Source organism: Deltaproteobacteria bacterium (genome assembly GCA_026388545.1).
Lineage (GTDB): Bacteria > Desulfobacterota > Syntrophia > Syntrophales > UBA2185 > JAPLJS01.
Genome location: JAPLJS010000063.1, coordinates 1 through 11482, shown reverse-complemented (window position 1 = coordinate 11482; position 11482 = coordinate 1). Strand labels below are relative to the sequence as shown.

The window sequence follows — 11482 nt, the reverse complement described above, 5'->3', positions numbered from 1 at the left end:
ATTGAAGAATTACGCCAAGCCATTGAGGCATTTGTCGCCGTCTATGGTCCCAAAGCCAAACCCTTTGTCTGGCGAAAACGAGAAGTCAAAGGATCGCAACTCAGAAATACTATCGTTAATTTATGCAATTAAACACTAGTGGGAGTAAACAATCACATGCAGAACTACTTTTACCTAAAGAAATTCCACTTCCATTTTGTCATATGCTCCAGCTACAAGGATCGCTGATTTTCAGATTGTATATAGCATTGGTTTACATGAAAGAAGGTGTCATACAAGATATTCTTCAGCAGGGTAATTCTTCAAAACTGCCTACAGCGATTCTTTGCCGACAATTGCTCAATTGTGACTATATCCGCCACTTGAGGAATGCATTGTCTCATGCAGATTTTGATACTAATGTTGGTGGGATAGTATTTCGTGACAATGAGGTATGGTATGGAGCTACCCCTGGATTTCTAGATTGGCTATGCATATGGGTGTTCACGATACACCACATTTGTGTTCTTGTTTTACAAAAAAGGGGGCAGCCAACAAGCTAATCCACCGGACGGCTTTCAGCCGCCAGTGATCGCCTCGTTATCCCTATAAAAATGAAACATGCTTTTCATTTAAATCGTCTTGTTTTCTATTGACACGCCATGCATCTACACGTATATTACACGTGTAAAGGAGGTGTGTCATGCAGAAGAAATTAACCATAACAGTTGATGAAGAAGTATATAACGGTCTCCATAAAATCATAGGACCCCGCAAAATCAGCAGATTTATCCAGGAAATAGTTCGTCCTCACGTTGTTCGTCCCAATTATGAATCTGCCTACGCCGAAATGGCAAAAGACAAAAATCGGGAGAATGAAGCATTAGAGTGGGCAGAAATTACCTTTAAGGACATGGATCATGAAACGATGTGAAGTCTGGTGGGTCAATTTTGATCCTTCTGTTGGTGGGGAAATCAAAAAGAAGCGTCCTGCCGTTATCATTAGCAATGACGCATCAAACAAATTCCTCAATAGAGTTCAAGTTGTTCCTCTTACCAGTAAAACAGAACGTCTCTATCCCAGTGAGGCGATAGTGGATTTTGAAGGTAAAGAGAGCAAGGCCATGGCGGATCAATTAGCCACTGTAAGCAAGTCAAGACTCTTTAACCGTGCCGGCATTCTTTCTGAGGAAGATATGTGCAAGGTTGAAGAAGCCGTTAAGATACAACTTGGTATTTATTAAGAGCGGGACAAGTCAATCCACCGGACGCTCGTTCCTCGCGCCGGTGATATTTTCGTTCGGTAGGTAACCATGATCGGGAAAGCGAGGCAAAATGACTAAGAAGAATTTGGCATTGATGATGGAGTGGCTTCGGCCTGCCGGCATAGGACTTGCCATTTTTTTCGCCTATTATTTTGGCAATGATGCGATATCACGATTTCATATTATGGGGCCATTCGTAGTAATGCTCATGTCCGGCACAGTGGCCTTTGAATCTCTGATACTGGGCGAAGTGGCCTCTGAGAAAATTGGCTATGAACCCAATCGTGCGTATCAAATTCAATCGGGTCTTGCCAATGCGGCCACAGCCATCACGGCCTTGCTTGTTTATATGCTGGATTGGGGGCGATATGCGGATGCTACCATAGTCACTGCGATGTTGCTGTTCTTTACTTTCTCGGCTGCAAATCATGCCGCCACAGCCATCATGGAACGGAACATGAAACCTGTCAATTTAATGCGTCCGGGCATGGCGTTGTTATTGATTGGCTTACTGCTCCCCCACATGATCAAAGCACTGAATCAATAAAGCTTTGTACAGCACGCATGATAACAGAAACCGAACCAATCAATACACCGGACATGCGTTCCGCGCCCCGGTGATCTTCACGATATGCACCTAAATATGAATTGACATTGGGTGACATTTGTGTACAATATCTAGTACGCAAATGGAGGATATGATCATGAAATTTTTGAGCGTTCGAGATTTAAGAGGCAAATCGGCGCAAATCTGGAAAGAGCTTCCTGATGAAAGGGAAATGATTGTTACCAGCAATGGACGGCCAATAGCCATTCTTGCGTCAATAACCGAGGCAAGCCTTGAGGAATCGCTATCGGCATTTCGCCGGGCACGTGCTGTTGAGGCGGTTGTCTCTCTTCAGCGTAAGTCGGTAGAAAAAGGAACAGATAAGATTTCGATGGATCAAATTAATGCCGAAATAAAATCTGTTCGTAAAAAGCGTGTACGATGAACATCGTCATAGACACCAATGTTCTTGTCGCGGGTCTTTTATCGCCGTTTGGGGCTTGTGGCGAAATCGTCCGCCTGATTTCATCCGGTGAACTGACACTTTATTTTGATGCCCGTATTCTATCTGAGTACAGTGAAGTGTTGCACCGCCCTAAGTTTAACTTTGAAGAAGAAAAGGTGGCTGCAATTCTTGACTATATTGTGTATCGTGGCCAGGCAGTGGCGCCTTCTCCTATAACCAATTCGCTTCCTGATCCAGATGACGAACCGTTTCTGGAAACTGCCCTTGCAGGTCATGCTGCATGTCTTGTTACAGGAAATCAAAGCCATTTCCCTGCTGAGCTATGCCAAGGAATCAAAGTCCTTTCACCAAAAGAGTTTCTAATATTTTACAAAGAACAGCGAGTAGAGTAGAAGCACATAATAAGGCGCTCAACCAGGACGCGCAAGAAACCGCGCGCCGGTTAGCTCAGGGTTAGGCGCAATTTAACGAGGAAAGCATGAAAAAGATATTGGTCACAGCATTTGTAATCCTGGCGCTATTTTCCGGGGCGGTCAGCGCCCAGGATAATATAGAAAAAAAGAAAATCGAATTTTTAATATCCTCCGTAGAGAATTTAAAAGGAGCAAAATTTATCAGAAACGGCTCAGAGCATGATGGGAAGGAAGCCGCGGAGCATTTACGAATGAAACTTCAAAACGTTGTTGTGGTCCAAACCGCTGATGATTTTATAAGGCTATGCGCTTCCAAATCTTCTATTACCGGCAAACCGTATATGATCAGATCATCTGATGGGAAGACCATAACATCAGAAGAATATTTTCGAAAAAAACTAAAGGAATATTATTCAACCGTAAAATAACTACGCCTAACTGAAAAAATGCAGTGGTCGGTTCGCTTTGCGCCCGCCGCTGATTTTTAGCGTTATAATGGATTCGTTTTGTAAATCTGAATCTTGGTGATTATTATGAAAAGAAAAACATCAAGTCTTCGCCTTATTGTTTCAATCCTTTTTTTAATCGTCACATTTATCTGTACCACTTATACTTTTTCTTACGCTGAGAAGAGCTTCTTGTGGCGCGTTCAATCAAAAAGAAGCACTGTTTATATACTCGGTTCAATCCATCTTTTGAAAAAAGATATCTACCCGCTTAGCAGGACAATAGAGAATGCTTTTGAAAAGTCTGATGTTTTAGCAGTAGAGGCAGACATCAATGATATTGGCCGGTTGAATATTCAGAAATTGATGGAAAGCGCTTTCTACTCAGGCAATGATACCCTGGAGAAACACGTTTCCCGAAGTACCTTCGACACGATTAAAGAGCAAACAGAAAGGCTTGGTTTGCCCGTTGAGTTTGTCTATAACCAGAAGCCGTGGTTCCTGGGATTGACGTTGTCATCAGTGGAACTTATGAAAGCCGGATATGACCCTAATTATGGGATGGACAAGTATTTTCTTTCAAAAGCGGCAGGCACGAAAAAAATCTTGGAACTTGAGAGTCTTGATTATCAGATTGATCTTCTCTCCGGCTTAAACGATGACGAACAAGAATTGTTTTTGTTATATACATTGAAAGATTTAAAAATACTTACGCAAGAAGTTGATAACCTGGTGGAGGCATGGCAGGCCGGAGCCGTGGAGAGCATGGAGAGGACAGTAACAAAAAGCTTCACTGAAGATAGAAGATTTTCCGGTATTTATGATAAGCTGATCTATAAGAGAAACAGAAACATGGCACTAAAAATAGAAGGTTTCCTGAAAACAAACGGAAACTATTTTGTTGTTGTCGGGGCAGCCCATCTCTTGGGAGATAGAGGGATTGTCCAGTTATTGAAAGGAAGGGGCTATTCTGTAGAGCAATTGTGAATCAAGGGTGATTTCATCAATTTTGCATACGATATCGGGTTGACAAATACAGCATTCGGGAATTTTTTGGGAAACAGTAAATATTTAGGTAATGCCGGGAGTTACATAAAGTTTACGGGGTCCACGTCTACTTTGATATCTAAACCGGTTAAGGGAGCTTTTGAGAGGATGCCCTTTGCCAGATTATTAACTGCGCGAGTATCCTCACCCTTCAAGAGGAGTTGCCAGCGGTGCCTTCCTTTGATTTTTGCGATGGGGGACTCTGCCGGGCCGATGACTTCCACCTTCCCCTTCAGTTTATTGATTGGTAACAGGTCTGTAATAAGCTGTTTTAATTTTTCAATCCCTTCTATGAGCTGATCTTTTCTCCGGCTTGACAGGTGCAGGTTCACGATGCGGGAGAAGGGGGGATAGGCTAAGGTACTTCTCAGGGCAATCTCATCTTCATAAAACCCCATATAATCATGATCTCTGGCCCTGGTGACGGCATAGTGCCGGGGATTAAAGGTCTGGACAATAACCCTGCCGGGATATTCGCCTCTGCCTCCCCTGCCTGAAACCTGAGTCAGGAGTTGAAATGTCCTTTCCGCCGCACGAAAATCGGGGATATTCAGGGAAGTGTCGGCGGAAATGACGCCGATCAGAGTAACGTAGGGGAAGTCGTGCCCTTTGGTAATCATCTGCGTACCGACGAGGATGTCAATGTCACGTTTGTCGAGGGACTTTAGTATCTTTTCATGAGCCCCTTTTCCGGCTGTGGTGTCGCTGTCCATTCTCCCGATTCTGGCCTGAGGAAAAAGCCTTTTGACTTCCTCTTCCAGCTTTTCCGTTCCTACTCCATAGTTGCGTATACGGTTTCCATGACATCCGGGGCATGACGCAGGGGGCTTGATACCATAGTCACAGTAATGGCATTTAAGGGTGTCTACCCCTGCGTGATACGTCATGGATACTGCACAGTTCATGCATTTAAATGAATGTCCGCAGTCAAGACAGAATATGAAGGTGTGAAAACCACGCCTGTTCAAGAAGAGGAGTGTCTGCTGTTTCTTTTCAAGGGTGTCCTCTATTGCGCTTTTCAGGGCCTTGGACAGAATAAGGGATGAAACGCGGCTATCTTCTTCCGCATCCCGTTTCATATCGATGATCTCCACTTCCGGCAAAGGTCTATCTTCCACTCTCCTGGGCAGGATGAGGTACTTATATTTCCCCTTCATTGTATTGAAATATGTCTGGATCGCCGGTGTGGCGGAACCTACGATAACCGTTGCCGAATTGAGTTTTGCCTTCATAATAGAGAGATCGCGGGCATTATATCTCATTCGGTCATCCTGTTTGTAGGAGGTGTCATGTTCCTCATCCACAATGATCAGCTTCAAATTTCTGACGGGTGCAAAGACGGCTGACCGGGCTCCGACGACAACCCTGATTTCACCCCGCTGAATGCGGCGCCACTGATCATACCTGGCAGATTTTGAAATACCGCTATGAAGCACGGCTATTTCCCGGTTATGAAACCTTTGGTTAAAACGGGTGATCAGTTGCGGTGTCAGGGCAATTTCCGGTACAAGGGAAATTACCCCTCCATCCATTCTGAGCGTCTCACTGATTGCGTTGAGATAGACTTCTGTCTTGCCGCTGCCCGTGACGCCATGGAGTAAATAGGGGGAAAACCTGTCAGATTCCAATCCTTTTACAATTTCATGGAGAGCGTCTTCCTGATCCTCGTTCGGCGTAATTATAAGGGTGCTGCCGCCGATATCGGGGTTCTGTCCGTGATGACGGGAGACCTCTTCTTCGGTTATAGTGACAACTCCCTGTTGTTCCAGGCTCATGATCAAGGGGTGAACGTTTGTGAAGTTTTCGCGGAGGGCGGCAATAGGCGAGGAACCGTGTAAACGGAGAAAATCGGCCAGCAGGTTTTGTTTCTTTGTTAGTTTTTTGTTGGTTACGTTCCGGTTATTGAGGGTGACAATCTTTTCTTTCTTCGGGACGATTTCCGGCTTTTTTGTTCTGCTCTCCACCGTAATAAAACCTGCGTTCTGGAGGAGATTGATATCCCTGTAGATATCCTTCGTCCCGATCATCTTTTTGAGGTGTGTGAGAGACAGGCCGGCAGGAATTTGCATGAGCGTATCAATAATGCTGCACTGTGCCGCAGAGATCTGAGAATCGTTTCTCTCCTGTTTTTCTTTTACGACAGTGATCCACCGGTCGCTCTTCGGGTCGATCCCTCCCGGCAGGATATCGGGCAGTGCCTTACCAAGAGGGTAGATGTAGTATTGAGATACCCACCGGTAAAATTTCAGATCGTCTTCGTTAAAGAGCGGTTCAGGGTCTAAGATTTCAATAATCTCTTTTATGTCTTCGCGGGGCGTTGAGTGCGATAATTCGATAATGTAGCCGGTCAGTCTTCTCTTGCCGAAGGGGATGAGAACCCGTTTCCCTATGGTGATATCTTTCTGCAGAGCGGGAGGAACGGCATATGAGAACGTCTTTTCCGAAGGGATATTGACGGCAACCGATACAAACATTGTGTATGTTACCTGCGTAGGCGAGGTGAGAGGATAATAATATTAAAGGTTGTTCTACGGGGTTGTTCTATCTTTTTGTTACGTGAAGCGGTGTGTGGACTCTATGCATTAAAATATCTATCAGGACATTTACTCCCCTTTTAGCTTTTCTATCTTTTCCTGTTTGGTTTTGCAATCAATACAGAGAGTCGTTACAGGTCTTGCCAACAGTCTTTTTTCAGAGATGGGGCCAGTACAGACTTCGCACATACCAAAGACACCGTCGTCGATACGCTTTATCGCTTCCTGAATCTTTACGATCAACCTTCTTTCTCTATCCCGGATGCGGAGTTCGAAGTTCCTGTCTGATTCGAGACTGGCTCTGTCATTGGGGTCAGGGAAATTTTCTTTCCCTATTGTCATGTCGGTAACTGTTTTATCGGCTTCATCAAGCAACTCATTCATTTTTTGAGTCAGGAGATATCTAAAGGTTTGGAGCTTCTCCGGTTTCATGGAATGTATTTTTTCTGGCTTTGTGGTCATTTCGATCACCTTATCGATCACCTTATATGAGGTCTGTATTTAAACTGTGCTTCTTACATAAAGTATACCTTTTTGTAAAGGAAAAAGTTGATCGAAGGCAGAATAGATTTATTTTTAAAATCAAAGAGATTTCTTTATTCACTGCATTCCATAAACTTTTTTTATTTTTTCAATAATATTTGTGGTTGATGATCCTATGATTTCGGGAATGATAACTACACTCCCGCCCCATTTTTCCACGGATTGCCGCCCTACTACCTGCTCCTCTTTCCAGTCGCCTCCTTTCACAAGTATATCGGGCTTCAGATATTCAATCAGTTCAAGAGGGGTGGTTTCATGGAAAATCGTTACATAATCTACCGACTCAAGGGCCGCGACAACATCTGCCCGCTCACTCTCGGGGATCAGTGGGCGTGTTTCTCCTTTCAGGGACCGGACTGATTCATCGCTGTTAAGACCCAGGATCAGGACATCGCCTCGTTTTTTCGCCTCTTTAAGATAACGGGTATGTCCCACGTGGAGAATATCGAAACAGCCGTTCGTGAAAACAATTTTTTTTCCTTCTTTCCGGAGCCGGTCGATCTCTTCCTTCAGTTTTTCCCGGGAATATATCTTGTTCATAGTGTCCCCTTTCTCATTATATTACATCAAACTGCCCTGGCAAGCGTGAGAACCGCCACTGCTGCAGCCTTGTTTTTCATGAGTACCCGTGCACATTCCTTTACCGTATTCCCGGATGTATATACATCATCCACCAGGATAATTGTTTTTCCTTTTATTTTACCAGGGTCAGTGACAGAAAAAACGCCATGAACATTCCTTTCGCGTTCCTTTTTCCCAAGACTGATCTGCGGTTCTGTGTAGATATGCCGCCTGAGCGTTTCGAAGTCTAAAAGTAGTGAGAATCTCATGGAAATCTCCCCGGCCAGAATTACGGACTGGTTAAATCCTCGTTCTCTCAACTTTTTTGGATGAAGAGGAACCGGTATTATCAAAGAGTAGTCTGAGATATTGAAGGCGGGGTATTCGAATTCTGCCATTAGTTTCCCCAGGATTTCACCAACGGAAATTTTCCTGTTGTATTTGAACCGGTGTATTGCTTCGAGGAGTGTGGTCTCGTAACGTCCGACTGCACGGGCAACAGAGAAGGCGGATTTTGAGACGATACAATCCCCGCAGATGTGATTACCTCCGTCACTGCCGGTAAAAGGAATACCGCAGCATGGACAGAGTGGTGATCGGATGAAATGTATCTTTGAGTAACAGGGAGGGCAGAAGAGGGTATTTGTTTGATGATCACAAATTGTGTCGCATGTCAAACATCGCGGTGGGAATATAATATCGGAAAGACCTGCGAGGATACGTTTCAATGCTACATTCCTTTGTCAAGGGCTGTCAATTCGGTAAGATCATCCCCAATCTCCATACATGGTACATCTGACCACAGACGCTCAATGTCGTAGAATTCTCTGATGGGTTCGTAAAAGATATGGATGATTACATCTTCATAGTCCATAAGAACCCATTTCCCGATTCTTTCACCCTCTATGCCCAGGGGTAAAACGCCATATTCTTTCAGATTTTCGTGAATTGATGCAGCTATGGCCTGGACCTGCCGGTCAGAGGTTCCGCTGCAGATGATGAAATAGTCTGCGATGGAAGAAAATTCTTTGACGTTTAAAATGATTAAGTCTTTAGCCTTTCTTTGTAGAGAAGCATTAACGCACAGGAGTACCCGCTCTTTCCCATTTATGCTTTCTTTAACCAATAACACCTCCTTAAACAGTATGTTTTGAATTATTTTGAGCCATGCTCAACTATTATTTTATTTTACAATTAAGCAGTTGTTTTTAGCAACAAATATTTAATGCCTAAAACCAATTCGCCTTCTAACAATAAATGGCGCCGGATGAGACGCCCAATCACATGGAGTTTGGACATTTTGTTGTCCCCCGCTGGCGGGGGTGCAGGGGGTGGTATGGAAGCTGATAAAAATAATTTATGCAGCTACAACAAACGCTTACAACCTTTTACCAATAAGCTTCGCACCCCTACACCCCCTCCAGAGGGGGACAATGAGGAAGGCGCCCGCCAACGGGTAACAAACGCTTATAAAAATGTCCAAACTCCAGAGGACAGGCGTCCTGCCTTTCTGTACCATTCATACTTTTCCCGCCCCCGATAGAAAAATGTGAGGGGTGGATGCGGCGGGGAGATGAAATAAGGAATAAGGAATAAGGTTCATCCGGTTCATGCGTACTTTTGAGTTGATAATCTGTTGAATTGAGCCTTGACTGACTTATACCTACCTATCAACACTCTTGATTTCACAGACGGGTACTCTGTTTCTTTATTTAAAGCGTGATTTTCGGATGATGGGATTGTGTAGCAGCTTTCATCCCGCAATTCGCAAGAGTGATAGGATAAAATTCAGATGGAAATGAAAATTGCTGTCACCTATTACTGTTTACACTGACAGCATTGATAATATTTGTGCTTTCCGGTTAAAAGCATTGATAACGACAAAGCTGCATCGGCGGTGCAGCGCCTTGAGCGTTCTTTTTTATTTCTTTGGCTCGGCTGTCGCAGAGTTAAATCGAACCAATTTGTCCCAGTCAATTTCTCCATTGTCTTTGCAGAATATATTTGAAAATTCTTTGGTGAATTTGTTAATCATTTGCGAATACGATTTTACAAAATCATCATTCTTTTCTTTGGCTTTATACCCAAGTGGTTCGATGATTTCTGTAAACAGTTCGCTGTCGCCTGAAATAAACTCCCAAAAGTGTTGACCGCAATATTTGAAATAGTCTCCCTTGTCTGGTTTGTTGTCTCTGCCGTAACAGCAACCGTTTACAGCAACTATGCTCAATTGTGAGTTACTGGTTCTCAGCGTCTTTTTAGCAGTCTTGAAGTCTGCTACCATTTTCGCAATTTGTGAACTGTTGCCCCAATTTGGTCCCGATTTGATTGTTACGATGTTTCTTGTTCCGTGGCTGTCAAATTCAAGGTCAATGCCTGTAATGCCTGATTTACGACCACCGTAAACCTTATCGTTGATGAAAATAGCAAGTCCTTCCAGCCAATCGCCAAAAATAGTTTCTTCGTTCGATGAGATATGTGCGTCCACCAAGCCTTTTACAATCTGTTCAGCAGTCAACATATATTTTGCTTTGAACAGATACGGATTTTTTCGTTTAAGAACCAGCGACAACTTTAATCCATCAAGGCTTTGAATACGTTTTTGGTGAAATGTCCCGATATTTTGTTCAACGTACTGAAGTACGTCTTTTAGGTTTAGTTTTTCCATAATTTTCCTTTGGCTCAAATAAATATAATTCAACGGGTTTCAATTGCTTTCTCACCATTTCACAATACTCTGGAACGATATCGATGCCTATTGAATTTCGTTTCATTCGGTTTGCGACAATTAAAGTTGTTCCTGAACCCATAAATGGGTCAAGAACAGTGCCATACTCTTTTGTAAAAAGTTTGATGAACCATTCAGGCAATTCTTCCGGAAAGGCTGCGCTGTGGTCTTTATTGTTACATTCGGTTGCTAAATGCAAAACGTTTGTTGGGTAAGCTTTATCTCTGTCAAGCCAGTTTGAAATGTTTTTACCAAATCCACTTCCTACTTTTGAGTTGTCACGAGTTTTATCGGTGTCAGAAAGGTTTTTTAGTCTTGAATTTGCCCAGTCGCCCATTGGAACCATTACTTCTTCCTGATACATATTGAATTTCCTGTTTTTATTGAATTGTAGCAGCCTTTCCCAAGCATCACGAAAACGGTTAGGCCATTTACCCGGATAGCAATTTTTCTTATGCCAAATAAATTCTTCTGTCCACAACCATCCCTGTTTACGCATTTCTAAAATAAGCTCCATTACATAGGTACTGCGCTCCCCTTCAACTACTTTTTCCTTGATGTTTAAGACAAAGGTTCCTGTTGGCTTTAGGACACGTAATAGCTGTTCGGAAATAGGCAAAAACCACTCCACATACTTGTCGTGGCTAATGCCACCGTATGTATTTTTTCGCTGGTCTGCGTAAGGCGGTGATGTTACAACAAGATCAACCGAGTTGTCTGGAAGTAGTTTTAACTGTTCCTTGCTGTCTCCAAGATATATGTCTGTAGTTATTTCCATTTATGCTTAACGTTTCAAAAATTATTCTTTTAACTTACTTAGTTCGTCCTGAAAAATAAGGTTTTTAAAAGTTTTTTGTTGTTCTGTTCTTTGACAACTGAAGATAATTGTGGATGAGAACGGATTTCCGGGACGATTTCCCCTATGCGGCCCGTTTCATCTCCCTTAAGGCTTG

General features: G+C 43.4%; 14 protein-coding genes and 1 pseudogene. 8 read left to right on the top strand and 7 right to left on the bottom strand.

What is annotated here, in order from left to right; genetic code table 11:
- The 8 genes from NTW12_07495 to NTW12_07460 form a co-directional block, all read left to right on the top strand.
- A partial coding sequence (locus NTW12_07495; protein ID MCX5846186.1) for an IS630 family transposase occupies positions 1 to 132 on the top strand: 132 nt, incomplete at its 5' end.
- Positions 133 to 682: 550 nt separating this feature from the next.
- On the top strand, positions 683 to 913 hold the full coding sequence (locus NTW12_07490) for an addiction module antitoxin (GenBank protein MCX5846185.1): 231 nt from the start codon (positions 683 to 685) through the stop codon (positions 911 to 913).
- The gene (locus tag NTW12_07485; GenBank protein ID MCX5846184.1) at positions 900 to 1223 is read left to right on the top strand and encodes a type II toxin-antitoxin system PemK/MazF family toxin; all 324 of its coding nucleotides are present in this window, start codon (positions 900 to 902) and stop codon (positions 1221 to 1223) included. The genes NTW12_07490 and NTW12_07485 overlap by 14 nt, the downstream gene beginning before the upstream one ends.
- A gap of 91 nt (positions 1224 to 1314) precedes the next feature.
- On the top strand, positions 1315 to 1791 hold the full coding sequence (locus NTW12_07480; GenBank protein ID MCX5846183.1) for a hypothetical protein: 477 nt from the start codon (positions 1315 to 1317) through the stop codon (positions 1789 to 1791).
- A gap of 157 nt (positions 1792 to 1948) precedes the next feature.
- Positions 1949 to 2236, top strand: coding sequence for a type II toxin-antitoxin system Phd/YefM family antitoxin (locus NTW12_07475; protein ID MCX5846182.1), 288 nt, complete (start codon positions 1949 to 1951; stop codon positions 2234 to 2236).
- Complete coding sequence (locus NTW12_07470; GenBank protein MCX5846181.1) at positions 2233 to 2649, top strand: putative toxin-antitoxin system toxin component, PIN family; 417 nt, start codon at positions 2233 to 2235, stop codon at positions 2647 to 2649. Before NTW12_07475 ends, NTW12_07470 begins: the two co-directional genes overlap by 4 nt.
- Positions 2650 to 2735: 86 nt before the next feature.
- Entirely contained in the window at positions 2736 to 3098 is a 363-nt protein-coding gene (locus NTW12_07465; GenBank protein MCX5846180.1) for a DUF5329 family protein, read from the top strand.
- A gap of 105 nt (positions 3099 to 3203) precedes the next feature.
- Positions 3204 to 4103, top strand: coding sequence for a TraB/GumN family protein (locus NTW12_07460; GenBank protein MCX5846179.1), 900 nt, complete (start codon positions 3204 to 3206; stop codon positions 4101 to 4103).
- Positions 4104 to 4204: 101 nt separating this feature from the next.
- Here NTW12_07460 and priA read toward each other — a convergent pair whose 3' ends face one another.
- The 7 genes and pseudogenes from priA to NTW12_07425 form a co-directional block, all read right to left on the bottom strand.
- The gene (gene priA, locus NTW12_07455; GenBank protein ID MCX5846178.1) at positions 4205 to 6637 is read right to left on the bottom strand and encodes a primosomal protein N'; all 2433 of its coding nucleotides are present in this window, start codon (positions 6635 to 6637) and stop codon (positions 4205 to 4207) included.
- 129 nt (positions 6638 to 6766) lie between these two features.
- The gene (gene dksA / locus NTW12_07450; protein ID MCX5846177.1) at positions 6767 to 7129 is read right to left on the bottom strand and encodes an RNA polymerase-binding protein DksA; all 363 of its coding nucleotides are present in this window, start codon (positions 7127 to 7129) and stop codon (positions 6767 to 6769) included.
- Between the two features lie 168 nt (positions 7130 to 7297).
- Positions 7298 to 7744, bottom strand: a pseudogene (gene rfaE2 / locus NTW12_07445) (D-glycero-beta-D-manno-heptose 1-phosphate adenylyltransferase).
- A 62-nt stretch (positions 7745 to 7806) separates the two neighbouring features.
- Positions 7807 to 8529 carry a ComF family protein gene (locus tag NTW12_07440; protein ID MCX5846176.1) on the bottom strand — a complete coding sequence of 241 codons (723 nt, stop codon included), beginning with the start codon at positions 8527 to 8529 and terminating at the stop codon, positions 7807 to 7809.
- A gap of 2 nt (positions 8530 to 8531) precedes the next feature.
- A complete protein-coding gene (rsfS, locus tag NTW12_07435; protein ID MCX5846175.1) occupies positions 8532 to 8927 on the bottom strand; it encodes a ribosome silencing factor in 396 nt (131 codons plus the stop codon).
- A 795-nt stretch (positions 8928 to 9722) separates the two neighbouring features.
- The gene (locus tag NTW12_07430) at positions 9723 to 10469 is read right to left on the bottom strand and encodes a PmeII family type II restriction endonuclease (protein MCX5846174.1); all 747 of its coding nucleotides are present in this window, start codon (positions 10467 to 10469) and stop codon (positions 9723 to 9725) included.
- Positions 10429 to 11307, bottom strand: coding sequence for a site-specific DNA-methyltransferase (locus tag NTW12_07425; protein ID MCX5846173.1), 879 nt, complete (start codon positions 11305 to 11307; stop codon positions 10429 to 10431). The genes NTW12_07430 and NTW12_07425 overlap by 41 nt, the downstream gene beginning before the upstream one ends.
- Between the last annotated feature and the right edge of the window lie 175 nt (positions 11308 to 11482).

Bases quoted from the DNA above. Each gene is read 5' to 3' on its own strand.
- NTW12_07490 (MCX5846185.1), top strand. From the start codon at position 683: ATGCAGAAGAAATTAACCATAACAGTTGATGAAGAAGTATATAACGGT.
- NTW12_07485 (MCX5846184.1), top strand. From the start codon at position 900: ATGAAACGATGTGAAGTCTGGTGGGTCAATTTTGATCCTTCTGTTGGT.
- NTW12_07480 (MCX5846183.1), top strand. From the start codon at position 1,315: ATGACTAAGAAGAATTTGGCATTGATGATGGAGTGGCTTCGGCCTGCC.
- NTW12_07475 (MCX5846182.1), top strand. From the start codon at position 1,949: ATGAAATTTTTGAGCGTTCGAGATTTAAGAGGCAAATCGGCGCAAATC.
- NTW12_07470 (MCX5846181.1), top strand. From the start codon at position 2,233: ATGAACATCGTCATAGACACCAATGTTCTTGTCGCGGGTCTTTTATCG.
- NTW12_07465 (MCX5846180.1), top strand. From the start codon at position 2,736: ATGAAAAAGATATTGGTCACAGCATTTGTAATCCTGGCGCTATTTTCC.
- NTW12_07460 (MCX5846179.1), top strand. From the start codon at position 3,204: ATGAAAAGAAAAACATCAAGTCTTCGCCTTATTGTTTCAATCCTTTTT.
- priA (MCX5846178.1), bottom strand. From the start codon at position 6,637: ATGTTTGTATCGGTTGCCGTCAATATCCCTTCGGAAAAGACGTTCTCA.
- dksA (MCX5846177.1), bottom strand. From the start codon at position 7,129: ATGAAACCGGAGAAGCTCCAAACCTTTAGATATCTCCTGACTCAAAAA.
- NTW12_07430 (MCX5846174.1), bottom strand. From the start codon at position 10,469: ATGGAAAAACTAAACCTAAAAGACGTACTTCAGTACGTTGAACAAAAT.
- NTW12_07425 (MCX5846173.1), bottom strand. From the start codon at position 11,307: ATGGAAATAACTACAGACATATATCTTGGAGACAGCAAGGAACAGTTA.